The sequence below is a fragment of the Hephaestia caeni genome (assembly GCF_003550065.1).
Lineage (GTDB): Bacteria > Pseudomonadota > Alphaproteobacteria > Sphingomonadales > Sphingomonadaceae > Sphingomonas > Sphingomonas caeni_A.
In genome coordinates this window covers 836600-859963 of record NZ_QXDC01000003.1, presented here as the reverse complement: position 1 = coordinate 859963, position 23364 = coordinate 836600, and the positions used below count along the sequence as shown (strand labels likewise).

At 63.9% G+C, this 23364-nt stretch carries 30 protein-coding genes; 28 read left to right on the top strand and 2 right to left on the bottom strand.

Annotation, left to right across the window (positions count from 1 at the left end; translation table 11 throughout):
- Positions 1-5: 5 nt before the first annotated feature.
- Genes hpaI through DFR49_RS12580 form a run of 3 tightly spaced genes read left to right on the top strand, consistent with a single transcriptional unit; the run spans position 6 to position 3172 of the window.
- The gene (gene hpaI, locus DFR49_RS12590; RefSeq protein WP_119036413.1) at positions 6-803 is read left to right on the top strand and encodes a 4-hydroxy-2-oxoheptanedioate aldolase; all 798 of its coding nucleotides are present in this window, start codon (positions 6-8) and stop codon (positions 801-803) included.
- 18 nt (positions 804-821) lie between these two features.
- The gene (locus DFR49_RS12585; protein ID WP_119035989.1) at positions 822-2198 is read left to right on the top strand and encodes an NAD-dependent succinate-semialdehyde dehydrogenase; all 1377 of its coding nucleotides are present in this window, start codon (positions 822-824) and stop codon (positions 2196-2198) included.
- Entirely contained in the window at positions 2195-3172 is a 978-nt protein-coding gene (locus tag DFR49_RS12580) for a PDR/VanB family oxidoreductase (protein ID WP_245968435.1), read from the top strand. The genes DFR49_RS12585 and DFR49_RS12580 overlap by 4 nt, the downstream gene beginning before the upstream one ends.
- Positions 3173-3986: 814 nt before the next feature.
- Here the strand turns inward: DFR49_RS12580 and DFR49_RS12575 are convergent.
- Positions 3987-4262: an HU family DNA-binding protein gene (locus DFR49_RS12575; RefSeq protein ID WP_119035987.1), complete on the bottom strand. Its 276-nt coding sequence runs from the start codon at positions 4260-4262 to the stop codon at positions 3987-3989.
- A gap of 442 nt (positions 4263-4704) precedes the next feature.
- On the opposite strand from DFR49_RS12575, the gene DFR49_RS22025 reads away from it, so the two are divergent.
- Both DFR49_RS22025 and DFR49_RS12570 read left to right on the top strand, forming a co-directional pair.
- Complete coding sequence (locus DFR49_RS22025; RefSeq protein WP_170151014.1) at positions 4705-4866, top strand: hypothetical protein; 162 nt, start codon at positions 4705-4707, stop codon at positions 4864-4866.
- Between the two features lie 142 nt (positions 4867-5008).
- Positions 5009-5446 (top strand): hypothetical protein, encoded by a 438-nt coding sequence (locus DFR49_RS12570; protein ID WP_147373690.1) that lies wholly within the window; start codon positions 5009-5011, stop codon positions 5444-5446.
- 104 nt (positions 5447-5550) lie between these two features.
- Here the strand turns inward: DFR49_RS12570 and DFR49_RS21720 are convergent, their stop codons facing one another.
- Positions 5551-5730 carry a hypothetical protein gene (locus DFR49_RS21720; protein ID WP_147373689.1) on the bottom strand — a complete coding sequence of 60 codons (180 nt, stop codon included), beginning with the start codon at positions 5728-5730 and terminating at the stop codon, positions 5551-5553.
- A 360-nt stretch (positions 5731-6090) separates the two neighbouring features.
- On the opposite strand from DFR49_RS21720, the gene DFR49_RS12565 reads away from it, so the two are divergent.
- From DFR49_RS12565 to DFR49_RS12455, 23 genes are all read left to right on the top strand, one after another.
- The gene (locus DFR49_RS12565) at positions 6091-6408 is read left to right on the top strand and encodes a DUF736 domain-containing protein (protein ID WP_119036412.1); all 318 of its coding nucleotides are present in this window, start codon (positions 6091-6093) and stop codon (positions 6406-6408) included.
- Positions 6409-6500: 92 nt separating this feature from the next.
- Positions 6501-6812, top strand: coding sequence for a transcriptional regulator domain-containing protein (locus tag DFR49_RS22545; RefSeq protein ID WP_119035985.1), 312 nt, complete (start codon positions 6501-6503; stop codon positions 6810-6812).
- Positions 6763-7308, top strand: coding sequence for a DUF2285 domain-containing protein (locus DFR49_RS12555; RefSeq protein ID WP_425454950.1), 546 nt, complete (start codon positions 6763-6765; stop codon positions 7306-7308). Before DFR49_RS22545 ends, DFR49_RS12555 begins: the two co-directional genes overlap by 50 nt.
- Positions 7309-7421: 113 nt before the next feature.
- Positions 7422-7679 carry a helix-turn-helix transcriptional regulator gene (locus tag DFR49_RS12550; protein WP_119035983.1) on the top strand — a complete coding sequence of 86 codons (258 nt, stop codon included), beginning with the start codon at positions 7422-7424 and terminating at the stop codon, positions 7677-7679.
- A gap of 8 nt (positions 7680-7687) precedes the next feature.
- On the top strand, positions 7688-8569 hold the full coding sequence (locus DFR49_RS12545; protein ID WP_245968430.1) for a replication initiator protein A: 882 nt from the start codon (positions 7688-7690) through the stop codon (positions 8567-8569).
- Between the two features lie 208 nt (positions 8570-8777).
- Complete coding sequence (locus DFR49_RS12535; RefSeq protein WP_245968428.1) at positions 8778-9293, top strand: DUF2840 domain-containing protein; 516 nt, start codon at positions 8778-8780, stop codon at positions 9291-9293.
- Entirely contained in the window at positions 9290-9889 is a 600-nt protein-coding gene (locus tag DFR49_RS12530) for a S26 family signal peptidase (RefSeq protein ID WP_119035980.1), read from the top strand. The genes DFR49_RS12535 and DFR49_RS12530 overlap by 4 nt, the downstream gene beginning before the upstream one ends.
- Positions 9880-10227: a DUF736 domain-containing protein gene (locus tag DFR49_RS12525; RefSeq protein WP_119035979.1), complete on the top strand. Its 348-nt coding sequence runs from the start codon at positions 9880-9882 to the stop codon at positions 10225-10227. The genes DFR49_RS12530 and DFR49_RS12525 overlap by 10 nt, the downstream gene beginning before the upstream one ends.
- Positions 10227-11015, top strand: coding sequence for a lytic transglycosylase domain-containing protein (locus DFR49_RS12520; protein ID WP_119035978.1), 789 nt, complete (start codon positions 10227-10229; stop codon positions 11013-11015). The genes DFR49_RS12525 and DFR49_RS12520 overlap by 1 nt, the downstream gene beginning before the upstream one ends.
- A gap of 309 nt (positions 11016-11324) precedes the next feature.
- Complete coding sequence (locus tag DFR49_RS22020) at positions 11325-11480, top strand: hypothetical protein (protein WP_170151013.1); 156 nt, start codon at positions 11325-11327, stop codon at positions 11478-11480.
- Between the two features lie 325 nt (positions 11481-11805).
- The gene (locus DFR49_RS12515; RefSeq protein WP_119036410.1) at positions 11806-13560 is read left to right on the top strand and encodes a relaxase/mobilization nuclease domain-containing protein; all 1755 of its coding nucleotides are present in this window, start codon (positions 11806-11808) and stop codon (positions 13558-13560) included.
- Between the two features lie 31 nt (positions 13561-13591).
- Positions 13592-15646: a conjugal transfer protein TraG gene (locus DFR49_RS12510; protein WP_119035977.1), complete on the top strand. Its 2055-nt coding sequence runs from the start codon at positions 13592-13594 to the stop codon at positions 15644-15646.
- Entirely contained in the window at positions 15643-16077 is a 435-nt protein-coding gene (locus tag DFR49_RS12505) for a ribbon-helix-helix domain-containing protein (protein WP_119035976.1), read from the top strand. Before DFR49_RS12510 ends, DFR49_RS12505 begins: the two co-directional genes overlap by 4 nt.
- A 144-nt stretch (positions 16078-16221) precedes the next feature.
- Positions 16222-16995 (top strand): helix-turn-helix transcriptional regulator, encoded by a 774-nt coding sequence (locus DFR49_RS12500; protein ID WP_119035975.1) that lies wholly within the window; start codon positions 16222-16224, stop codon positions 16993-16995.
- A gap of 111 nt (positions 16996-17106) precedes the next feature.
- Positions 17107-17718 (top strand): acyl-homoserine-lactone synthase, encoded by a 612-nt coding sequence (locus DFR49_RS12495; RefSeq protein WP_425454939.1) that lies wholly within the window; start codon positions 17107-17109, stop codon positions 17716-17718.
- On the top strand, positions 17715-18578 hold the full coding sequence (locus DFR49_RS12490) for a phytanoyl-CoA dioxygenase family protein (RefSeq protein WP_119035973.1): 864 nt from the start codon (positions 17715-17717) through the stop codon (positions 18576-18578). Before DFR49_RS12495 ends, DFR49_RS12490 begins: the two co-directional genes overlap by 4 nt.
- Positions 18575-19204 carry a GntR family transcriptional regulator gene (locus DFR49_RS12485; protein WP_119035972.1) on the top strand — a complete coding sequence of 210 codons (630 nt, stop codon included), beginning with the start codon at positions 18575-18577 and terminating at the stop codon, positions 19202-19204. Before DFR49_RS12490 ends, DFR49_RS12485 begins: the two co-directional genes overlap by 4 nt.
- Positions 19205-19282: 78 nt before the next feature.
- Entirely contained in the window at positions 19283-19510 is a 228-nt protein-coding gene (locus DFR49_RS12480) for an EexN family lipoprotein (protein ID WP_119035971.1), read from the top strand.
- 298 nt (positions 19511-19808) lie between these two features.
- Positions 19809-20054, top strand: coding sequence for a hypothetical protein (locus tag DFR49_RS12475; RefSeq protein ID WP_147373688.1), 246 nt, complete (start codon positions 19809-19811; stop codon positions 20052-20054).
- The gene (locus DFR49_RS12470) at positions 20054-20491 is read left to right on the top strand and encodes a type II toxin-antitoxin system VapC family toxin (RefSeq protein ID WP_119035969.1); all 438 of its coding nucleotides are present in this window, start codon (positions 20054-20056) and stop codon (positions 20489-20491) included. Before DFR49_RS12475 ends, DFR49_RS12470 begins: the two co-directional genes overlap by 1 nt.
- Before the next feature lie 19 nt (positions 20492-20510).
- On the top strand, positions 20511-21431 hold the full coding sequence (locus DFR49_RS12465) for a nucleotidyltransferase and HEPN domain-containing protein (RefSeq protein WP_119035968.1): 921 nt from the start codon (positions 20511-20513) through the stop codon (positions 21429-21431).
- A gap of 221 nt (positions 21432-21652) precedes the next feature.
- Positions 21653-22276, top strand: a complete 624-nt coding sequence (locus DFR49_RS12460) for an RNA polymerase sigma factor (protein ID WP_119035967.1) — start codon at positions 21653-21655, stop codon at positions 22274-22276.
- On the top strand, positions 22273-23364 hold the full coding sequence (locus DFR49_RS12455) for a FecR family protein (RefSeq protein ID WP_119035966.1): 1092 nt from the start codon (positions 22273-22275) through the stop codon (positions 23362-23364). The genes DFR49_RS12460 and DFR49_RS12455 overlap by 4 nt, the downstream gene beginning before the upstream one ends.

Below are 23364 nucleotides of genomic sequence, written 5' to 3'. Positions count from 1 at the left end.
CGCACATGCATAATTCCTTCAAGAAAGCGATCGCGGAAGGGCGTGCCCAGATCGGGCTGTGGCAAGCTCTCGCCTCCCCTTACTGCTGCGAGATCTGCGCCGGCGCCGGCTTCGACTGGCTGCTGATCGATGGTGAGCATGCCCCCAACGACCTGCGATCCGTGCTGGCGCAATTGCAGGCAGCGGCCGCTTATCCCGTCGAACCGGTGGTCCGGCTGCCGGTGGACGATGCGGTCCTGGTAAAGCAATATCTCGACGTGGGGGCACGAACGCTGCTGGTGCCGATGATCGAAAGTCCTGCGGCCGCCGAAGCGATGGTTCGCGCCACCCGATATCCCCCCAATGGCGTGCGCGGCGTCGGTTCGGCGATCGGCCGGGCCAGCAACTGGAACCGGACCCCAGGCTATCTGCGGGACGCGACGGATGAGATCTGCCTGCTCGTCCAGGTCGAAAGCCGAACGGCACTCGCCGCCATCGAGGCGATCGCGCGCATCGATGGTGTCGACGGCGTCTTCATCGGGCCATCGGACCTTGCCGCCGATCTCGGACATCTCGGTGATCCTATGCACCCGGATGTCCAGACAGCGATCGAAACCGGCATCGCCGCGGTGTGCGCCGCGGGCAAGCCCGTCGGGCTGCTGATCGCAGACGAACAGGCCGCGCGCCGGTATCTGGCGCTCGGCGCCAGTTTCGTCGCGGTGGGCACCGATGTGACGCTACTCGCGCGCGGAGCGGAGGCGCTCGCCGCCCGCTTTCGCGATATACCGCCGGGCGCCGCCCCCGCCCCATCCAGCGTTTACTGAAAGTCAGGAAGTCCTTCCATGCGGACCGAGGCCATCTCGATCAATCCTGCCACCGGTGCGGAAATCGCACGCTATCCTATGCTCGACGGGCCCGCGCTCGAGCAAAGGGTGGCGGCGGCCAGCGTGGCTTTCGCCGATTGGCGAACGAGCGATATAAAGCGGCGCAGTCAAGCGTTCCGTCGCCTTGCCGATACGCTCGACGCCCGTCACGAAACCCTCGCCCGTCTGATAACGTTGGAAATGGGCAAGCCGATCACCGCGGCGCGCGCAGAGGTCGACAAATGCGCCTGGCTGGCGCGTTGGTATGCGGATAATCTAATCGATCTGCTTGCCGATGAAACCCCAGATGTCGGCGGCGATGGCCAGGCGGTCGTCAGCTATCGTCCGCTCGGCGTGGTGCTGGCCGTGATGCCGTGGAACTTCCCCCTGTGGCAGGTGCTGCGCGCCGCCGTGCCGATCATGTGCGCCGGCAACGGCTTCCTGCTCAAGCATGCGGACAATGTTCAAGGCAGCGCCTGGGCGCTCGCCGAGTGCTTTGAAGCGGCGGGCTTCCCACCCGGCCTGTTCGGTGTCGTCCATGCCGATCGTGCGCTTGTCACCGGTCTGTTGGCCGATCCGCGCATCGTCGGCGTCACTGTCACGGCAGGTGTTACTGCCGGCGCCGCGCTTGCCAGCGAGGCCGGGCGCCATATCAAGAAGTCGCTGCTCGAACTGGGCGGATCCGATCCCTTTATCGTGCTGGCCGACGCCGATCTGGATCGCGCGGTCGCCGCCGCGATCGACGCGCGCTTCCAGAATTGCGGCCAGGTGTGCATTGCCGCGAAGCGGATCATCGTCGCCGCGCCGATCATGGAAGCGTTCGTCGCGCGGTTCGTCGAGGCGGCGCGCGTCATCCGCATCGGCGATCCGCTCGATCCGGCGACGGACATGGGCCCGATGGCGCGGGTGCGCGCCCGCGCCGAGCTGGACGACCAGGTCCGCCGTAGCGTCGCGATGGGCGCCCGCGTGCTGCTCGGCGGCGAGATCCCGGACGGCCCGGGAAGCTATTACCCGCCTACCGTCCTCGTCGGGGTAACCGCGGACATGCCGGTCTGCGCGGAAGAGACATTCGGGCCGGTCGCCGCGATCATGTCCGCCGCGGACGCAGAGGACGCAGTGCGCATCGGCAACGACAGCGTCTTTGGCCTGTCGGCAGCGCTGTGGACGGCCGATGTAGAGGCGGGCACCCGGCTGGCGCTGCACATTGAAGCCGGTGCGGTCTTCGTCAACGGCATGTCCGCTTCCGATCCGCGCGTGCCGATCGGCGGCGTGAAGCAGAGCGGCTACGGCCGCGAGCTGTCGCATTTCGGCCTGCGTGAATTCTGCAACGCGCAGCTGCGGTGGGTAAGGCCATGATGAATGCCGACGTCGACTATATCGACGCAGTGGTCGCGGCCGTGGAGCGCCAAGCCGACGGAATAAGCTCATGGGAGTTCCGCCGCGCCGACGGCGGTCTCCTGCCCGCGTTCACCGCAGGGGCGCACATCGAGCTTCGGCTCGGTAACGGCATGTCGCGCAGCTATTCTCTGTGCAACGCGCAAGAGGATCGTGACCATTACGTCGTCGCGATCAATCGCGATCCCAACAGTCGAGGCGGATCGACGCTCATCCATGATACGGTGAAGCCCGGCGACCGCATCGCGCTCTCTGCGCCGCGCAATCACTTCCCGCTAGTGGAGGACGCGGAGCATGTCGTGCTGATCGCCGGTGGCATCGGCATCACGCCGATGTACTGCATGATTCAGCGGCTCGAACGCCTGCAGCGATCGTGGGAGCTGTGGTATAGCTGTCGGCAGCGTAGCATGTGTGCTTTTCGCGAACGCCTGGAAGCGCTCGAGCTCGCCAAACCCGGCCGCGTCAATTTCAATTTCGATCGGGAGCCGGGCGGGCGCATGCTGGATCTTGAGCAAGTGATTGCCGGCACGCCGCAAAATGCCCATCTCTACTGCTGCGGTCCCAATCCCATGCTGCAGGCATTCGAGACCGCCGCGGTCCACCTTGGGCGTCCGCTAGACCATATCCATGTCGAGTATTTTGCAGCCAAGGAAGAGGCGGCGCTGGGTGGCGGGTTCGCGGTGATGTGCGCGAAGTCCGGCCGCGAGCTCCACATTGAGCACGGTCAGAGCATTCTCGACGCAATGATCGATGCCGGCATCGACATCGCCTATTCTTGCAGCGAAGGCATATGCGGCACGTGCGAATGCAAGGTCCTTGAAGGTGTCCCTGACCATCGCGATTCGGTGCTTACGCCAGACGAGCAGGCGGCGAACGACCGGATAATGGTTTGCTGCTCAGGGTCGCAATCCGCCCGTCTCGTTCTCGATATCTGAGCTACGACTGTGTCGTTGGTTGCATCCAATCCGTCTGGCCGCAAGGGTCCGCGGCAACGGCGGCGGATCGGGATGCGAGGACACCCCTCTTTCGCGCGGGATGGCCAGATCGAAGGCTAGACCGTCAGTGATCATCTGCTGATTGACATCAATCTGGCGCCTGCTGGGTACAAAGAATGCCGTATGGATGAACAACATGGTCAGACGACGAAAATATTGCCTTGAGGTGGCCACCTATATGAGCGTCTGCTTCTGCGCAGGCGTTGCTGGCTCACGACCGACTTGAGCGGGGCGCCTAACACGTTATCCACGATGTTCACTCCGCGCAGCTGGCTGCGCTGTATCGTCAAGACGGCTTTGCCGCGCTCGACACCTAGATCCTAAACAAAGTCGACGAAGGTACGAGTTTCGTCGATGCTCGCGCCGAATTCCTCGCGCCAGGCAGCCGCAAAACAGCGGATCACACTGCCGACAGCCCTCTGCATTGTCGAACGGCCGCTTTCAGGGTCTCCCGTGGGCAGGTCGAACGTCCGGAATTGGGGCGCGAAGCTGACGCGCCGGTTCGCCGGCCGGAATGTCCGCTTTCCCAATTTACGCTCTCGAAAGGAGACGTTCCGGTCAGTCCCCGTAGCTGCCGCTCCAACGGCACCCAACTGGTGTCCGCTTTCAGGAAATGACCATCCAAGATAATTGGGACTGAGGCGCTATCCGGAAATCGTCCGATCGACGTTGCGCCGTCTGTCCCAGGCAGAGCGCGCCGCTGCCAAATAGACAGCGCGCCGATGCGTTTTTTCCGCACCGGCGCGCGATATCGTCAACCGTTGACCTTGTCCTTCAGCGCCTTGGCCGCGGCGAAGGTTAGTTTCTTCGACGCCGCGATCTGGATTTTCTCGCCGGTCGCCGGATTACGGCCTTCGCGCGCGGGATTGTCCTTGACCTTGAACTTTCCAAAGCCATGCAGATTGATCTCGTCGCCCTTGGCGGCGGCATCGGCGATTGCGGCGAAAACGCCATCGACGTATTTGCGGGCATCGGCCTTGGTGAGCCCGTTAGAGGCGGCGAGCGCTTCGGCAACGTCGCTGTTATTCATCGATTCTGTCTCCCTTTCGTGTCGATCGGCCCATTCGGCCGGGCGACCAGCAGGCGCTATCAGCAATAGTGAGCCGAATGCCAGTCGCGATGCGAGAACCGCCCCGATATATCGGTCAGCACGATACCGGAAACTCGGGTCAGGGTTCGGGACGGTAGCCGGCGCCGACGCTCAAACGAGTGCTCACCATTTTGGCTGAGCGGCTTCACGACGAGGGCAGCGTGGCACGAATTCTGCACTCCATCGCAGCACGGGGACCATCCTCGCTCCAATGACGCGCTGATCTCTTGGCGCGAAGTCCGGCCTCCTTCAATCAACCCGTAAAGGGTCCGCTACGCTATGCGTGCGGCCGCGCTGGCGCGCGGTGATTGCGGCCAGACCCCGGCCAGCGAGGCGCTGTCGAGCGGGGATGGTCCCGCTCCCCGGACAGGAGCCCTACATCATGCCGCTCACGACCGCTCAGTCGTTCGCCTGGAATCTCGCCAAGACCCTGATGACCATCATCGTCCTGATCGAGACCGACCGGGGCTATGTCGCCATGCCGAGCGACGAATTCGACGGCGATCCCGACCGGATCATATGCGAGTACGACCCATGGTCGTGATCGCGAAGGGTTCGACGAACTTTGCTTCTCAGACGAATAGCGGTTTTCGCCAGCGCGCGGCTTTGCTATCTTCATTTTCGCAGATTGCGCTGTGGAGGAGGTGGCGGGCGCGTCCGACGAGCATTCGTCATGGAGGACGCCTGTGACTATCATCCTCGTGCTTGGCCTGTTTATCGGCCTCTACTTGCTTTGGCTGCTCTTCAATCTGGCGGCTCATGCCCTTCCTTTTTATGTCGGACTGGGCCTTTCCATGTGGATGCTTCATCACGATCATGGTTTTGTCACGTCGATCGCCGCTGGCTTGCTTGTTGGCGTCATCACGCTGGTGATCGGCCAGCTGCTGTTCGACGCCATCCGCTCGCCCGCATTACGGTTGGCAATTGCGGTTCTGTTCGTGATTCCCGCCGGGGTCGCGGGCTACCAATTGATCAATGGCATCGCCGGCATGGTGATCGGAAAAGGGCTCGCCCTTACGCTGCTGAGCATGGTCGGCGGCGGATTTGTCGCCAGCGCCGCCTGGAGGCAATTGGTATCGCCGTCATTTGCCGCTCGCCCTTCGGCGGCGCGCTATACAAGCTGATAGTCGGCGGAATTACTCGATCCATCCCCGGATACCGATTGCCATGGATAGCAGCATCAACATGGTCATCATCGCAAGTTCAGCACGGGCCAAAAAACGCCGCATCAATCCTTGGCTTGAGCCTGGAACAGCCCGAGCTTCGCCTTGCGCGCCCTCTCGCTCGCGTGGTGGTCGGCCATTTCATTGTGGAGTTTCCGCGCGATTTCATCCGTCGCTTGTTCAGCCTGACTGCGCTCCTGCGCTTCACGCCGCTCGTGATATTCATGCTCCATCAGGACGGGCATTCTCCTCCCCTCAAGCCGCTTAAATAGGGTGAAGCACGCCTGATTTTGAGTCCGTATCGCAACCGAAATCTTTTTTGCACTTACCCTTCGTCACCGTCTTTCTCCATCAGGCGCCGCTGCCCAAACGGCCTTTCGATAACGCGCATCTGTCAGCAGGACGCCGACGCTCGCCCAGCACCGCAACGGCGTCAGCGAACTTTCTTCCCCCCGGCTGCGCCGTTCCTCGCGGCCCAAGAAAGTCCGCTGACGCCGTCCTTCACGTTCGTTTCGGGCTGACGCTGCGGCGCTGGGCGCCTGCTGCCTTTCCATGCGCATCGAGGCCGCAAGGGCGCGGCCCGAACGACGGAAAGGATGTACGTCATGACGACAATCGGCAGCTTCAAAAAGGTCTCGGGCGAGTTTCGCGGCCAGATCATCACGCTTTCGGTGCAGGCAAAATCGGTCCGCATCGCGCCTGAGTCCGACCCGACCGGCAATGCTCCCAGCCACCGGGTTCTGATCGGCGACGTCGAGGTCGGCGCCGCCTGGAGCAAGCGCACCACCGACGACCGTCCCTATCTTTCGGTCAAGCTCGATGATCCCAGTTTCGTGGGTCCGATCTTCGCGCAACTCTTCGAGAACAGCGAAGGCGCGTTCGACCTGGTGTGGAACCGCCCGACACGGCGCAGCAGCGACTGATGGGGTTCAGGCTCGCCCGACTTGTCGGGCGAGCTCTCCCTATTCCTTGAGATGCTTCCCTCAAATTGTTGAAATATCCGGTGCTTCCAACGATGTCGATGCTGCGCGTCCTTTCGATGGGGTACGCGATGAACAATGGGCGCGGGACTAACGCGAACCGAAGAGCCGATCTCGATTTTGCGGGGTTCGCACAGGAATTTCTCCGTCGAAATCCCGATTACGTCCGGGATTATCGCATCATCCACGATGCACCGCCAGACGGACAGGAGGTGATGGCCCGCATATGGGGATTGTGCTTTCCCGTGTCAGCCGGAAGCGCCGCCCGCCGATGCGCCGGCGTCGTGGCTCGCCACCCTGTTTCCCGCCACCGTCATTCTCGATGTAGCGCCGCCAGGCTTCGCTGAACCATTTCCATTCGATCTCGATCGCTGGCCCGCGATCGTTGCCGACCGCATCTTGTCCGATGGTCGCCACATGGTGCTGGGCGACCATGACGGCCCGCATCACGTCTGGTTACGCAACACCAGTCGTGGCCGGTCGCTGGCCTATGTCGTCGTCCGCGACGCTGCGATCGAGACCCGCCGCCAAGCTGCCTGGCGGCTCGATCGCCGCCTTGCCGGGACGCCCTCATCACAGCGCACCGGCTTTCGGCCCACGCTTTTTCAGCGACAGCGCCTCAACCTGCTGCTCGACATTCTGGACATGACGCAGGCGCTCGACGGACGACCGACGTCTTACGAGATCGCGCGTCGCCTGATCTATCGCAATACGACGACCGGGCGCGGGTCGGAATGGAAGGCCTCGACCGAGCGACGCCGAACGCTCCGACTGATCGGCCAGGCCCGACACCTGATGAACGGCGGCTACCGCGCCCTGCTTCAGGGCGTTGTGAAGGGGTGACAAAAATCGGCTGCCCAACCTCGCCACTCCACCACGCCGGCGCTTCTCCGCCATCCCCCGCCAAATCGACCCGGCCCGGCCTCTGCCCGCCGGTTTCGCCAAGGAGGACGCTCATGAACGCCGCCGTGCCTGTGGTTACGCCCCGCTATCTCAGAACGCCGGATGCCGCGACGCATCTGGGCTTGTCGCCGCGCACGCTCGAAAAGCACCGCTGCTATGGGACCGGCCCGGTTTATCGCCGGCTCGGCGGCCGGATCGTCTATGCGATCGACGACCTCGACGCCTGGGCGGCGCGTGGGCTTCGCCGCTCCACCTCCGATCCCGGCGTGGGCATCGTCTATCCCGCCAAGCGCCGCCCGGCCGAAGGCTGAGCCCCGTGGTGCGCAACGCATCCCTTCGCGTCGGTGAACGCGCCCAGCTCGACCTGTTCCGCTCGATACCGGGCGATGTCGCGGCGCGCGATGCGCAAGACCTGATGACCTGGCCGTTCTTCAGCCTCGCCAAGTCGAGGCGCGTGGCGCCGATCGACTTCCGCATGGGGCAGACGTGGATCTCAGTCGAAGCGGTGCCCGAGCATGGCATGGCCACGATCTGGGATGCCGACGTCCTGATCTGGGCGGCGAGCCAACTCGTTCAAGCACATGATGCCGGACGCCCGACGTCGCGCCTGATGGCGACTACGCCTCACGAAATCCTGACGTTCACCCGGCGCGGCACCGGCAAGGCCAGTTATGACCGCCTGAAGGCTGCGCTCGACCGGCTGCAATCGACCACCGTCGCTACCTCGATCCGGCAGCAGCATCAGCGCCGTCGCCATCGCTTCTCATGGATCAACGAATGGCGCGAGCTCGCCGACGAGCGCGGCCGCGCGTTCGGCATCGAACTCATCCTGCCCGACTGGTTCTATGCCGGCGTGCTCGACCGCGCGCTCGTCCTGACGATCGACCGCTCCTATTTCGCGCTGACCGGCGGGCTCGAGCGCTGGCTCTACCGTCTCGTGCGTAAGCATGGCGGTCGCCAGGCAGGCGGCTGGAGCTTCGACGTCGAGCATCTCCATCTGAAATCCGGTGTGCTCTCGCCGCGCCGTCGGTTCGCTTTCGAACTGCGCGCGATCGTCCAGCGCCAGCCGCTTCCCGGCTATACGCTGAAGCTCGATCACGAACTTGGCCGCGAGCGGCTCGCATTCGTGCCGCTTCCCGTCGATCCGCTCGACGCAGCCATGCGCCGCGTCCGTCTCCGGCCTGTGGATAACCGGCCATGAGATTCGGACGATCGGGAACATGCTGGATCGGACCATCGGGAACGGCAAGTTCGGACTATCGGGAACGCGAGATCTCCGAAAACCCGCAGAAAACCGCGCCAAATCGTGGTCCTTCTAACCATCCTAATAGAAAAGAATCCTTCGGATTCTTGCTAACGGCCGACGCGGCTGTGGATTTCGGGTCCGCGTCCGTTCGTCGAGAAGTCCCATGAACCTTTCGCATCGCGGGTGCGGGAGCGCGACCGCCGCACTGTCCTCGCGCAACGCCATGACCGAGGTCGAACTGATCCGGGTCGAGAAGCGGCTCGAGCATTGGCTACGCTTCGGCCGCATCGCCGCAGAGCGTATCGTCAGCAGCACGACGCGGGTCGTATCATTCCGGCCCGAGGCGACATTCGCGCTCGTCCGCTGGTCTTCGAATGAATTGGGCAAGATCCATTCACGTATCGACATCATGCGCGCGGTGCGGCCGGGCGAAAGCCATGCGACCGCGCCATTCGTGCGGCCCGGCGGCAAACTCTATCTGTCGATCCAGGGCTGGCCGGACGTTCGCATTGTGCTGGAGGCGCTCGCCGCGATCGAAGCGGCGGGCGTCGATCCCTGCGATGTCGCGCCCGACCACTGGCGTCACGTCCACAGCCGCCTGTCGGCGGGCGAACGGCCGCGCCCCTACACGGCCGAGCGCCACCGAGCCTGGCTCAAACGCAAGGCGATCGAGCCGTGAGGCGCTCCGGATACGTCCTCATGACGCTGCTCGCTGCCGTGCTCTTCGCGGCCCTGTTCATCGCGACCGCGTTGGCTGGACCACGTCCGCGGCTGGTCTGGAACGCGAGCGCGAGTGCGCCGATAGGCCTCTACCGCCTGTCGGCTGTCTCCCATCCTGCGGTTGGCATGCTGGTGGTGATCGTGCCGCCGATGAGCCTCGCCCGCTTCCTCGATGAACGCCGCTATCTTCCCATCGGCGTGCCATTGCTCAAGCATGTCGCCGCCCGGCCCGGCGCGCGCATTTGTCGGTTCGGAGCGCGTGTCACGATCGACGGGCACGTCGCCGCAGTCGCGCTCAGCCGTGATACCCGCGGTCGCCTGCTGCCGCGTTGGCGCGGCTGTCGCACCATCGCGGCGGGCCAGCTCTTCGTGCTTAACGCCGCCGCTGACAGCATGGACGGGCGCTATTTCGGCCCGATCCCGGCCAGCGGCCTGATCGGCCGCGCCACGCCAATCCTCACGCGCGATGCACCGGGCGCGCCGCTGCGTTGGCGCGGAATCGGCGTCGCGGCAGCTTCTTCATCGTCAAAGAAAGGACATTCGGCATGCAGATAGGCCGCTTTCGCGCGGACGGCGCCGGCTTCGTCGGCCGCGTCGAAACGCTCACGCTCGACATTGCCGTCAGGCTCGTTCCAACGGGGTTCGTCGACCACGGCCGTGCGCCTGACTGGCGTGTTCACCTCGACGATGAAGCGCGACCCGGCTGTATCGGGCTCGAAGTGGGATCGGGCTGGACGCACAACCGCCCGACAATCGGCCACTATATCAAGCTCCAACTCAACTGCCCCAGTTTTGCGCGGCCCGTGCACGCCAATCTGCTGCCGTCGAAGCAGGCCGATGACGAACATGTACTGCTCTGGTCGCCGCGGCTGCGGCGCCCGAAGGCCGAGTGATGCGCACACGCAGTATCCAGCGACGCCGATGCCGCGGCGGGCGGCTGGCGATCGGAAGCGTCCTTGTCGCAATATCGCTTGGCGGCGTTGCTGCCGGTTCGAGCGCGGCGGCGATGCCACACCGGAAAACGGCCCCTGCTGTCATCACACCATCCTACGACGCCTTCGTCGCGGAAGCGGCGGAGCGCTTCGGCATGCCCGAAGCGTGGATCCGGGAGGTGATCCGCGTCGAGAGCCGCGGCGATCCGCGCGCGATGTCGCCGGCCGGCGCAATGGGCCTCATGCAGATCATGCCGGATACCTGGGCGACCGAACGCGCGCGATTGCGGCTTGGCAACGATCCCTTCGACATGCGCGACAACATCCTCGCAGGCACCGATTTTCTCCGCGCGATGCGCACACGTTACGGCGCGATCGGCATGCTGGCGGCATATAATGCCGGTCCTGGGCGGTATGAGGATTATTATCGCCGCGGTCGTCCGCTGCCGGCCGAGACCCTCGCTTATCTCGGCCGGCTTGCGCCTGTGGTGACGGGTAGCGCGATCACTGATGATCCGACGCCGGCACGTCCTGACCCGCTCGCTTGGACACGCGCGGCGCTGTTCGCGCCGCGATCCGGTTCAATCTCCGACCCATCCGCGGCGGTTGCAACGCCGCCCCCTGCACGATCAATGGACGCTGACGCAGCAGAACCGGCGATGTCATCCGTGCGCGCAGATGACAGCCAGACTGCCGGTGGCGCGCCTCGTAACGACCTGTTCGTCGCCCTTGCCGGGGCGCGCTCATGACAGTCGCCGCGCCGATCTCCGTCACAACGCCGTGCGCTGGTGACCGCTTGCAGCGCGGCAGCGTGCGTGGAGAGGGGTATGTCTGCTCAGACGGACCCAGCATCCAGCGTGGAGCGGCTCGCCTCAAGGACGACGGGGCCCCACCATTTTTTCCGGCGATCGAGCGTTGGTTCTTCCGCACCCAGGACAGCGCCGCGCCGGAAAAAATCGTGACCCCCATCGCCGCTGGCGCGGTCGCTTCGCGATCCTTGACCCGACCCGCTCCACGCCGGGCGACGACGTCACCTTTTCAATCATCAGGAGGTGACGATGGCGCTCTACGACCACATTCAGGAACTCAGGGCCGAACTGGCAGCGAGCTGCAGCGCGAAGGAAATCAGGCAGATCAGGCGCGAGCTCGAAACCGCGCTGGCGGAAATGATCCGCATCACCGCAGCATTCGACACCGAGATGGCGGCGCTCTGACGCTGTCGATCCAAAGCGGAAGCGGGGCTCAACGAGCAGCGCTTCCGCCCCTTTTCGGGCGGCTCTCTGTGTCGCGACAGCGCTATCCGTACCGTCTTGGCTGGAGGAGGCCTGGAGGTTTGAGGTGGCGCGCATTCGAAGGGCAGTTGAGGGCAGCAGGGAAGCGGGGGACATCGCAAGATAAAAGGCGCGTCGGACATCGACGCTTTTGTGGTTGGAAGAGAAGGAGTTGCTTGTCCGACTGCGCGGCAGGGCGTCGGACAGGCTCATGCACCACCGCCGGCATAACGACTGCCTGGTGTCGGGCAGGTCCGGGGTCGTCGTCGTGAGCCGCGACGACAACGAGTTTGAGGTGCGGCCGGGACGGAGCAGGGATTCCGGCGGAACGGCCAATGTCCGGCCTTCGAGCCTTGCCGCGCAGGTTCGGCGGGCGGGCGCCAGCGCAGGTCATACCCGCTCGCTCGGCAGGGCCGGCCGCCGCGGCCGGCGGGTCGGCGTGCGGGGGCGCGGCCGCAACGCATTGCTGCGGATCTATCATCCGCCCAATGCCCGCCGCGTTGCCGCCATTGCCCGCATCGTGCGACACAAGGGGGTTCGCTTCCGCGCAGCGCCACTTGCTCGTCACATTGCCTATCTCAAGCGCGATGGCGTGACCCGCGACGGACGTGACGCGACCCTGTTCGACGCGCGCGGCGACGAGGTCGACGGCGACGCCTTTGCCGAGCGCTGCGAGGACGACCGCCATCATTTCCGCATCATCGTATCGCCCGAGGATGCGCGCGACATGGCGAACCTGCGCGCCTTCACCCGCGAGTTGATCGACGACATGGCGCGCGACCTCGAAACTGATCTCGACTGGGTCGCGATCGACCATTGGAATACCGACAATCCCCACATCCATGTGTTGGTGCGCGGCCGCGCCGATGACGGTCGCGACCTGGTCATCGATGGTCGCTATATACAGGAGGGCATTCGCGGCCGCGCCGAGGAGCGGGCGACGCTTGAGCTCGGGCCGCGCAGCGAACGCGATATCCGCTCTGCTCTCGAACGCGAGGTCGAGGCCGATCGCTGGACCAGTCTCGACCAGCGTCTGGTCGGGATGGTCGACGAGATCACCGGCACAGTCGGCTGGCGGCCGGGTGGCGAAGGCGACGAGCCGGCGCGGCTCCTGCTGTGCGGGCGGGTCGCCAAGCTCGAACGGCTGGGTCTAGCCGACGAGATCGAGCCAGGTCTCTGGTCGATCGGGGCCGACACGGAACGGACGCTGCGCGACCTTGCGATCCGCACCGACATCATCAAGACGATCCATCTCGCGATGGGCCAGAGCGGGCGCGCGCCCGACGCCGGCGCCTTCGCGCTCCACAACGAGCCGCCATCCGATCCGATCGTCGGGCGCCTTGTCGAGCGCGGCCTTTACGACGAACTCGAGGGCACCGCTTATGCCGTGATCGATGGCGCCGACGGCCGCACCCACCATCTCCGCTTCGATGACCTTGAGATGACCGGCGACGCCCGGCCCGGGGCGATCGTCGAGCTTAGATCCTGGCAGGACAACAAGGATCGAACGCGGCTCTCGCTCGCCACGCGATCCGATCAGTCGCTCGCCGAGCAGATCACGGCGCCCGGCGCCACCTGGCTCGACCGCCAGCTGCTCGCGCGCGAGTCCGTCGCGACCGGTAGCGGCTTTGGCGCCGACATTCGTAACGCGATGGCGGCGCGGAGCCTGGAACTGGAGGCGGCCGGGCTCGCGCGCCGGCAGGACAGTGGTTTCAGGTTCGAACCCAATCTGATCGCAACGCTGCGCGAGCGCGAGATGGGCGAAGTCGCCAGCGCGATCGCCCAGCGCACCGGCTTGGCGCATCGTCCGTCCGCTGAAGGTGACTATGTGAGCGGCATCTATCGCGAGCGGGTGACGCTTTCCTCGGGGCGTTTCGCGATGGTCGACGATGGGCTCGGTTTCCAGCTTGTACCTTGGCGCCCGGCGCTCGAACCGCATCTCGGTCGTCATGTCACCGGCACAATGGCGCCCGGCGGCCGGGTCGATTGGGCGCTCGGTCGCGGCAAGGAGCTCGGCCTGTGAGGAGCTTGGCTGCCATCTGGAGCATCGCAGCATGAACGCCATGAAAATTCTATGGGGCCAGGTCTGCGTCGTTCTGGCCATCGTAATCGCCAGCATTTGGGCGGCGACCCAATGGACCGCACAGGCATTGGCCTATCAGCCCGAGCTGGGTCATCCCTGGTTCTGGCTCGGGTCCTGGCCGATCTATCCGCCGCCGGCCTTCTTCTGGTGGTGGTTCAGCTTCGATGCTTATGCGCCGCATGTCTTCGTCACCGGCGCCTATATTGCTGCCTCGGGCGGTGTCATGTCGGTCATCGTTGCGATCGCCATGTCGGTATGGCGGGCACGCGAAGCGCGCAAGGCCGAGACGTTCGGTTCGGCGCGCTGGGCCAGCCCACATGAGGTCGCTCGAGCTGGTCTGCTCGCCGACGACGGGGTGGTGCTCGGGCGCTATGGCCAGCATTATCTTCGCCATGACGGACCGGAGCATGTGCTCTGCTTTGCGCCGACCCGATCGGGAAAAGGGGTGGGGCTCGTCGTCCCGACGCTGCTGACCTGGCCCGGCTCGGTCATCGTCCACGATATCAAGGGTGAGAATTGGCAGCTCACCGCGGGCTTCCGCGCGCGACAGGGCCGCGTGCTGCTGTTCGATCCGACCAACCCGGCTTCGGCGGCCTACAATCCCCTGCTCGAAGTGCGCAAAGGCGAATGGGAGGTGCGCGACGTCCAGAACGTCGCCGACGTACTGGTCGATCCTGAGGGGAGCCTCGAAAAGCGCAACCACTGGGAGAAAACCAGCCACGCGCTGTTGGTCGGCGCCATCCTCCATGTCCTCTATACCGAACCCGACAAGACCCTGGCGGGCGTCGCCTCGTTCCTGTCCGACCCGCGGCGGCCGATCGAGCGGACGCTGCGCGCAATGATGACCACCCCGCATCTCGGTAAAGCGGGTGTCCATCCCGTCATTGCCTCCGCGGCGCGAGAACTTCTCAACAAATCCGAGAACGAACGATCGGGCGTGCTGTCGACCGCCATGTCGTTCCTCGGCCTCTACCGCGATCCCGTTGTGGCCAGGGTTACACGCGCCTGCGATTGGCGGATCAGGGATCTCGTCGACAGTGCCGCACCGGTCTCGCTCTATCTCGTGGTGCCGCCTTCGGACATCAGCCGCACCAAGCCGCTCATTCGGCTCGTTCTCAATCAGATCGGGCGCCGCCTGACCGAAGAACTCAACGCGAACGCTCGCCCGCAGCGGCTGCTTTTGATGCTCGACGAGTTTCCGGCGCTGGGCCGTCTCGACTTCTTCGAGTCGGCGCTCGCCTTCATGGCCGGCTATGGCATCAAGGCGTTCCTGATCGCGCAAAGCCTCAACCAGATCGAGAAGGCTTACGGTCAGAACAACGCGATCCTCGATAATTGCCATGTCCGCGTCGCGTTCGCCACCAATGACGAACGCACGGCGCGCCGCATCTCCGACGCGCTCGGCACTGCCACCGAACTGCGCGCGATGAAGAATTATGCCGGGCATCGCCTGTCGCCCTGGCTCGGTCATCTGATGGTCTCTCGGCAGGAAACCGCGAGATCGCTCCTCACCACCGGCGAGGTCATGCAGCTGCCGCCAAGTGAGGAAATCGTCATGGTCGCCGGCGTGCCGCCGATCCGCACGGCGAAGGCGCGCTATTATACCGACAAGAGGCTCATGGCGCGGATCTTGATGCCGCCAAGGGTGCCTTCGCGGGTGCTGGCGCGTCGGCCGCAAGACGATTGGACCGCGTCGGATGCCCACGCATCGGCCACACTATCGCCGGAACAATCCGCCGTGCCCGCGACGCCAGCAACCAGCGATGCGCCGGATGCTTCCCGCGGCGATGACGAGAAGCCCAAACCCACGTCCTCGGATTCGGATAATGCGGGACTTCGGCGCGAACCTGAGCTGGCGGAACACGAAGAGATCGTCTCGCCTGCCCGAGTGCCGCAAGGCGAGTTCGATTTCGATACCGAGGAAGACGACGGCGGAGCAGCGCAGCATCTACAGCAGGCCGATCAACTAATGGTGCGCACCGCGCGCAATGCGTCGCTCGATCCCGACGACGGAATGGCCCTGTGACCGCCAGTCGTGAGAAATACAGCTTCCGGCTACCGCCCGAACTCGTCCGCCGGCTCGATGCCACCGCTACCGCCCGGCACGTGCCGCGCACCGCGATCGTCGAGGCGGCGCTGGCAGCCTTTCTGTCACCGGACGGCAGCGATCGGCTGGAGACTGCGGTGAGCCGGCGCCTCGATCGCGTCACGCGCCAGCTCGATCGGCTCGCGTGGCACGTCGATCTCACCAACGAGACGCTGGCGCTGTTCATTCGCTTCTGGCTCACCACCAATCCACCGCTCCCCGACACGGCAATGAAAGCAGCCCAGGCGATGGGCCGGGAACGCTGGACGAAATTCGTCGAAAGCCTTCATAAACGGATGGAAATCGGCCCTGAATTGAGGCAGGAAGTTGGCCTCGAAGTAGGTGAGCGTGCAAACGGGCGGCAATCGTGAGCCCCGGCTCCGCGACAGGATTGTCGCCAGTCCTCTCGAAGCGGCTTCTCGTCCCCAGAGGGAAACTGGTCCCGGGAAGCACAACCGGAGCGATCGGCATGGCAAACGGGTTGGGAACGCGCCAGCGATCGAATGGCTTGAACGATGCGTCTCAAACTATTGGAAGAACTCGGCTACGAAATTTCCAGCCCGACCACGGCTGATCAACTCTTCAAGGCAATGACCTCTGCCGCGCGAAGAATGGGCTTCGACCACTTCGCCGTCGCCTACGATCAATGGATCGGGTGTACGCCTGGTCCCAATCTCCTGATCCATAATTATCCCGATCGCTGGGCCAGAACCTATGTCAGCTTCGATTTGAGCGGCCGCGATCCGGTTAGGCGCGCCTGCGAACAAAGTTTCCAGGGGTTCGTCTGGCGGGATATCGACCGATTGATCCCCTTGACGCGCGGCGATCGGCGGATGTTCGCGGTCGGGCAAGACAACGGTATCGCCGATGGATTCACGGTGCCGCGTCATCTGCCGGGACAAGCCAATGCGGCCTGCACATTCGCGGTGGGACCAGGCACCCGACTGCCGGTCGATATGCTCGCGATTGCCGAAGGCGTCGGCGCGGTGGCGCTGACGACGGCGCGGCGCATCGCCGGCGTCGCCGTGCCCAAGTCGAAGGCGAGGTCGGTTTTGAGCGATCGCCAGCGCGACTGCGCGCTTCTGTCGGCGCGGGGACTGACTGCGGGCCAGATCGCCTCGGAACTCGGCATCGGCAAGGGAACGGTGATCCACCATCTGCGGATCGCGAGAGAACGATATGACGTTCACTGCGCCGAAGCGCTCCTCGTCTGCGCGATCGCCGATGGCCTGTTTTGCCTCGCCGACGTTCACCGGAACGTGCGTGGCGGATATCGCGCCGCGGCCTGAGCGCGGGCATTTCGCCAATTCATCCCAATTTGTTGAGATACGCGAGACCCCGCCCGCGTGATCCAATAGCGGCTCCAGCTATCAAGGGGAGCCGCTTTCATGGAGCTGTTATTGGATCGGGCGCCGCCTGCGCTCGAGAGCGCCGCCCTGCGTGCCATGTTCACGGCGCGCAAGGAGGTCTTCATCGACCTGCTGAAATGGGATTTGCCGGTGCTTGCCGGCGTGTACGAGCTCGACCAGTTCGACGATCCCGACGCTGAATATCTGATTCTGCTCGACCGGGGCGGCCGGCATCACGCCTCTGCGCGCCTGCTCAGAACCGATCAGCCCCACCTTCTTGGCGACCTCTATCCCTTCCTGTGTGACGGGCCGGTGCCGACGGGGCCGACGATCCGGGAAATCACGCGCTTCTGCCTCGACCGCCATCAAACCGCGAGCGAGCGGCGGTCGGCGCGCAACCAGCTCGTTACCGCGCTTGCCGAGCATGCGCTGCAGACCGGCATCACCGATTATACCGGCGTCGCCGAACTGCCATGGTTCACCCAGATTCTTCGTTTCGGCTGGCAGTGCATACCGCTTGGGGGAATCGCCCGCGAAGGCGCGCGCTCGCTGGTCGGCCTCCATATCCACGTGGACGAGCGGACGATGGATGGCTTGAAGCGGGGCGGCGTTTACGAGCCCGCCGCGTTCCGCCTGATCGGCGCGGAAGGCGGTGTGGCATGAGCACGATTGATTGCCCATGGACCGCGCAGCTCCTGGATCAGGGCTATTGCATCATCCCCGACGCGGTTCCCGCGGCAACGATTGCTGCGCTCGCCGCCGATCTCGATCCGGTGTTTGCCGCAACGCCCTTCGGCCAGGGCCATTTCTACGGCTATCGGACCAAGCGGTTCGGGAGCTTGCTCAAGCGATCGCGCCATGCCGAGGCGATCACGCTGGCGCCGACCATTCTGGCGATGGCGGAAGCCGTGCTCGGCGCGGCTTGCGACCGCATCCAGCTCAACGTCGCGCAAGCGATCGAGATCCACCCAGGTGAGGTCCAGCAATTTCCCCATCGCGACCACGATATGTGGAACGGCGCCAAGGGCGAGCACGAATATCTCGTCAATGTGATGTGGCCGCTGACGCCGTTTACCGCCGACAATGGCGCAACCCACATCTATCCGTTCAGCCACGGGGCCGACGGCATAGCCAGAGAGGACCCCGGCAAACCCATCGTTGCCGAATGCCTGCCCGGCGCCGCAATTTGTTTCCTCGGCTCGACCGCACATGGCGCCGGCGCCAATGTCACGAGCGATGTCCGTCGCGGCCTCGTGATCGGCTACAGCCTTGGCTGGCTCAAGCCCTATGAGAATCCGTGGCTCGCTTATCCCCCTGAGGTGGCGCGTCACTTCTCGCCGGAGTTGGCCGCGCTTGCCGGCTACGCCCAGCATCGTCCCAATCTCGGCAATTATGAGGGGCAATGCCCATCGATCCTGCTCGGCGACGAGGTGCCCGACCATATTGGTGCGATCGATGCGTTGCGCCCCGATCAGGAGGCGGCGCTCGCGGATTACCGGAAATCGGCGGAGGCCCTTCCATGAGCCCGGCGCATGTCCTCGAACCGACCTATCAGGCGATCCGGCAGCGGCTCATGGCGGGCCAATGGTCACCCGGCTATCATCTCGATACGGCTCGTCTCGCCGACGACCTCGGCGTCAGCAAAAGCCCGGTTCGCGACAGCCTCAACCATCTCGCCGGTGAGCGGCTGATAGCGTTCGAGCCGGGCGTGGGCTTTCACGTTCCGCGTCTCGACGAAACGCAGCTGAAGGATTTACTCGATCTTAATCTGCACCTGTTGCTGATCGCGTTGCAGTCCGGGCTCTTGATCGAGCCGGCAACAATTGCCGTTGATGACGCGCCCGATTCTGCATCACGGCGCTTTCTTCGACTGGCGCGGGCAGCGGGCAATAACGAAATCGCTGAAGCCGTCGCCAGCATCAGTTCGCGGCTGTCGGCCGTCCGGCGCCTCGAAGCGAAGGTTCTACCCGACCCAGGCGTCATGCTGGAGGAGATGGATCGAGCCTTCGCCACGCGAGCCGACATTGCGGTCATCGGCGAGATCCTGACCCGCTATCACGACGAGCGAAAGCGCCACGCTGCCACCTTCGTCCGGCTCCTGGCCATGAGCGCGACCGCCGAAGCGGACAGCCGGGCCAATCTCGACTGAGCATCCTCTTCATCGTTCGACCGCCCCAGCGCCAGTCGGCGATCCGTCATCGTGGACCCATTCCCAAGGAGATCGAAAATGAAACTGCCTCTTCTCGCGGTTGCGATTTTGGTGATCTTGAGCGCATGCAACCGACAGCCGCGGAGCGAAGAATATTTCAGCGCTCATCTGGACGAAGCCCGCCAGGTGGTTGCCGAATGCCGAAGGGGTTCAATCCGCGGGGAGGAATGCGGCAACGCGGATTACGCCGTGAAGCTCGCCCGCGCTCAAGCATTGCGCGATCATTTCTTTATGAAAGATCGTTGAGCTGCGGCGCCGACAGCCTCGGCGGAGAAGATTGCGGCATAAGAAGTGACCGGGCCATGGAAAACGCACCGTTGGGGGCGCGTATTGGCACCTTTAGCGCAAATGGCCTGGACATGCGTGCCAATGCCCGGTCACACGCTCCGATACCTCGGAACGCGAGATAAATGTGGAGGTATCGCCCAACACTGCAATGGGAATACCGCCAGATTGGCGACGTTTGTCGTGGGTGCGATGGAGTTGGCGTGCTTGCATATGTGCAAGCACGTCGCTATCTTCTGGACATTCAAAGGAGTGTCTCGTGGGTAACATGGCCAGACGCCTGCAACCGGCGATCACCATCCGCTCCGCGCGAGCGACCGAATTGCTTCGCAAGCTGGTCAAGCCCGGCCACAGTCAGGCGGAGGTGATAGAGCAGGCATTGGAGCAGATGGCGGCCGGTCGCCAGTCTCTTGCTGCGGCGCTTACGCCCAGCGTCGCGCTCGATTTCGATTGGGAACCACCGCGCGCAAACCCGGCATTTCGACCTGCGGACCTTTCCGACTGATGTATTTGCTCGACACCAACGTCGTCTCGGAAAGCCGGAAGCTCGCAGCGAGTCGGGCGGACGCCAATGTGGCGGCATGGATGGAATCGATCGATCCCGAATTCACTTTCCTTGCGGCGATTTCCTGGTTCGAGCTCGAACACGGCGTCCTTCTCATGGAACGGCGCGACAAGACGCAGGGCACGATGCTGCGGCGCTGGCTGACCGAGACGGTGCAGCCCGCCTTCGAAGGCCGCATCCTGCCGATGTCCGCCGACGTTGCGACCCGATGTGCGCGCCTCCATGTGCCCGATCCGTGTAGCGAGCGGGACAGCTGGATCGCGGCGACGGCGCTGGTCCATGATTTGACGGTGGTCACGCGCAATGTCGCCGATTTCGCGCAGACGGGCGTAGCGTTGCTCAATCCTTGGGACGCGCCTGTCCCATCTGCCGGCTAGTAGAGGAGGGAGGCTGCCAGTGCGTACTGATCTCGATCACCTTCCGCCGAACAAGCGCCGCGAGCTCGAACGGGTCATCCAGATCGTGTTCGAGGAATTTGACGACGCGCTCGCGCTCGCCAAGCATCAATGGAAGAAGCAAGGGCGGATTGAGAAGATCATTCTCTACGGCAGCTATGCGCGTGGCGGCTGGGTCGACGAGCCGCACACCGCAAAAGGGTATCAATCGGATTATGATCTCCTGATCATCGTCAACGACAAGCGTCTGACCGATCGGGTGGATTACTGGCTCACATTGGAGGAACGCCTCAACCGTGAGCTGGCGATTACCAAGACGTTGCACACGCCGGTTAATTTCATCGTCCACACGCTCCAGGAAGTGAACGACGGTCTGGCCCATGGCCGCTACTTCTTCATGGACCTGAAGCGCGATGGCATTGCGATCTACCAGACCCTGCCGACCGAGTTGCATGAGCCGAAACCTAAAACGCCTCCAAAGGCGCTGGAGATGGCGCGCGAATATTTCGAGGAGTGGTTTCCGTCCTCGATGAAGCGATTTGATCTCGCGAAAACTGCTATCGAAAAGGAATACCTGAAGGACGCTGCCTTCGATCTCCATCAGACAACTGAGCGGCTCTATAACTGTGTCCTGCTGGTGATGACATTCTACACCCCCCACGTTCACAATATCGGTTTCCTCCGGACGCAAGCCGAACGGCTCGACCGCCGGCTTGTCGACGCGTGGCCCCGCGAGAACCGGTTCGAACAACGGACATGGGAGAAGCTCAAGGAAGCCTATGTGAAGGCGCGGTACTCCAAACATTATCGAATCTCGGAAGCCGAACTCGAGTGGCTGAGCCAGCGGATCGCCGAACTCGGCCGTGTCGTGCATGAAATCTGCTCCGAGCGGATCGAAGAACTTGAAAAGGCGGTTGGATAGGCGTCAGCCATCCCGTCAGCTTATTGCAATTTCGATCCGCCTGAATCATTCTCGCTCTACGCTGCGGCACTCTGGCAGTCTCGGCGTCTCGACCATAGCCAGGCATTATGAACGACAGACCAGAACGGTCTGTCGGCCGCACTGAGATCACGGCGTCGATTATCGCCTGATGGCGGCATGGCCCTGGGAATGCGGCAGGCCGACGGCGTTCGGCCTGGACGATGCCGCGTCAGGTTATTCGTTTGTCTTCCTCGCCTTGCCCACCCGCGTCGCACCGGCCGCCGCTTTCAGTGTCTTCCGGCTGCCATAACAGCCCGTCCGGCGCGATCTCGCTAGAGGCCGACCCCTTGCTCGTCCCGACGCTCGAGGAGGTGTTTCGCGCCGAGCGAGGCAAGTTGCTGCGCTACCTGACCCGGCGGGTGGGAAGCGATCATGCGTCGGACATGGTGCAAGAGGTGTTCGTGCGCGCCGCCGGCAGCCGGCAGGCGGGCCAGCTCGCCAACCCGGTCGGGTTCATCAGAAGGATCACACGCAATTTGCTCATCGACAGGGCGCGCCGCCGCGAGAGGAACAAGATCGTCATGTTCCCGCTGGATGAGGAGCGTGAACTGAGCGTTCCGCCCGATCAGGGCCTGCAGATTGAAGCGCAGGACCTTCTTCGGATTTATAATGATGCCGTCGCTTGCTTGCCAGAAAAGACGCGTCGGGTATTCCTGATGCGCCGGGACGACAGGCGGTCGTACCAGCAGATAAGTGAGGATCTCGGAATCGCGGTGGACACGGTCAAATATCACATCAAGCGAGCGAATGCCCACATCGTCGCGATGGTGGAGGCGCATCGATGAGCGATGAGAACGCTGACGAATTCCGGCCGAAGTCGCTCTCAGATCAAGCAGTGTCGCTCATCGTCGACTTCGATGCGGATCCGTCGGATGACAACCTCGCCGCGCTGAAGGCATGGTATGATCGGTACGCCGATCACCAGCAGGCGTTTGCCTCTGCTATGTTCACTGCCGACATGTCGGACGACGTTCGCCGCCGGATTGAAACCGCCTTGGGTCGCGAATTCACGATGATGCCGAGCCTGCCCGGCGCTGGTGCCGAGACTCGGAAGCGCAGTGTCCCGGCCGCTCACCTGCAGCCATGGGGCGCGCGCGGGTCCGGCGAACAGGCACCGGCTCGCGAACGGACGCGAAGGCGCAAAGCGGTCTGGGTCGGGGGTGCCGCTGCCGCTGCGGCGATCGTCGTGCTGGGGATCAATCTTCCCTCGAATTCCGTCTTCAATCCAATCGCGAGCCCAGCCGTGGCAAAGACCTTTGAAACCGGGCACGCCGAGATTCGCTCGTTCGCCTTGTCGGATGGAACCGACATCACGCTCGATTCCGATACCCGCGTCGAGGTGACGATAGATCGTGCTCGCCGTCACGCTCTGCTTCACCAGGGCCGCGCTCGATTCATCGTGAAAGCTGACCCGAGGCCATTCACGATTGAAGCCGCGAACGGAGCGGTCGTCGCGCAGCAAGGCACGATCGATGTCGAGATCGACAAGGCACGTCGCGCCGATATTCGGCTTAGAGCCGGCGCGGCAAGCGTGCAGGGAGATGGCTATGAAGCAAAGCCGCTGGTGATCGATCAGCCTGTGATTTACACCGCCCATGACCCCGTTCCGACAGCCGTAACGGAGCCCGCCGCCGGCACGCGCGATTGGCCGACGGGCTGGGTCGAGTATCGGTCGATTTCGCTCGACGCGCTGATCGCGCAGGCCAATCGCTATGCCAAAGTGCCGATCGTCCTCGATGATCCAAGTCTCGCGAGCCTGCAGGCGTCTGGCCGCTTCAAGCTTACAGATACCGAAAAGTTCACGGCCCGCATTGCGGAGCCCTTCGGCTTGCGAGTGTCTCGACGCAGCGACGGGATTCACCTGAGCCGATAA

Coding starts and splice junctions, on each gene's coding strand:
- DFR49_RS12565 (WP_119036412.1), top strand. CDS start 6,091: ATGACGACAATCGGCAGCTTCAAAAAGGTCTCGGGCGAGTTTCGCGGC.
- DFR49_RS12535 (WP_245968428.1), top strand. CDS start 8,778: ATGAACCTTTCGCATCGCGGGTGCGGGAGCGCGACCGCCGCACTGTCC.
- hpaI (WP_119036413.1), top strand. CDS start 6: ATGCATAATTCCTTCAAGAAAGCGATCGCGGAAGGGCGTGCCCAGATC.
- DFR49_RS12525 (WP_119035979.1), top strand. CDS start 9,880: ATGCAGATAGGCCGCTTTCGCGCGGACGGCGCCGGCTTCGTCGGCCGC.
- DFR49_RS12550 (WP_119035983.1), top strand. CDS start 7,422: ATGAACGCCGCCGTGCCTGTGGTTACGCCCCGCTATCTCAGAACGCCG.
- DFR49_RS12455 (WP_119035966.1), top strand. CDS start 22,273: ATGAGCGATGAGAACGCTGACGAATTCCGGCCGAAGTCGCTCTCAGAT.
- DFR49_RS12510 (WP_119035977.1), top strand. CDS start 13,592: ATGAACGCCATGAAAATTCTATGGGGCCAGGTCTGCGTCGTTCTGGCC.
- DFR49_RS22025 (WP_170151014.1), top strand. CDS start 4,705: ATGCCGCTCACGACCGCTCAGTCGTTCGCCTGGAATCTCGCCAAGACC.
- DFR49_RS12485 (WP_119035972.1), top strand. CDS start 18,575: ATGAGCCCGGCGCATGTCCTCGAACCGACCTATCAGGCGATCCGGCAG.
- DFR49_RS21720 (WP_147373689.1), bottom strand. CDS start 5,730: ATGCCCGTCCTGATGGAGCATGAATATCACGAGCGGCGTGAAGCGCAG.
- DFR49_RS12520 (WP_119035978.1), top strand. CDS start 10,227: ATGCGCACACGCAGTATCCAGCGACGCCGATGCCGCGGCGGGCGGCTG.
- DFR49_RS12480 (WP_119035971.1), top strand. CDS start 19,283: ATGAAACTGCCTCTTCTCGCGGTTGCGATTTTGGTGATCTTGAGCGCA.
- DFR49_RS12585 (WP_119035989.1), top strand. CDS start 822: ATGCGGACCGAGGCCATCTCGATCAATCCTGCCACCGGTGCGGAAATC.
- DFR49_RS12460 (WP_119035967.1), top strand. CDS start 21,653: ATGCCGCGTCAGGTTATTCGTTTGTCTTCCTCGCCTTGCCCACCCGCG.
- DFR49_RS12470 (WP_119035969.1), top strand. CDS start 20,054: ATGTATTTGCTCGACACCAACGTCGTCTCGGAAAGCCGGAAGCTCGCA.
- DFR49_RS12500 (WP_119035975.1), top strand. CDS start 16,222: ATGCGTCTCAAACTATTGGAAGAACTCGGCTACGAAATTTCCAGCCCG.
- DFR49_RS12575 (WP_119035987.1), bottom strand. CDS start 4,262: ATGAATAACAGCGACGTTGCCGAAGCGCTCGCCGCCTCTAACGGGCTC.
- DFR49_RS22020 (WP_170151013.1), top strand. CDS start 11,325: ATGGCGCTCTACGACCACATTCAGGAACTCAGGGCCGAACTGGCAGCG.
- DFR49_RS22545 (WP_119035985.1), top strand. CDS start 6,501: ATGTCGATGCTGCGCGTCCTTTCGATGGGGTACGCGATGAACAATGGG.
- DFR49_RS12490 (WP_119035973.1), top strand. CDS start 17,715: ATGAGCACGATTGATTGCCCATGGACCGCGCAGCTCCTGGATCAGGGC.
- DFR49_RS12580 (WP_245968435.1), top strand. CDS start 2,195: ATGATGAATGCCGACGTCGACTATATCGACGCAGTGGTCGCGGCCGTG.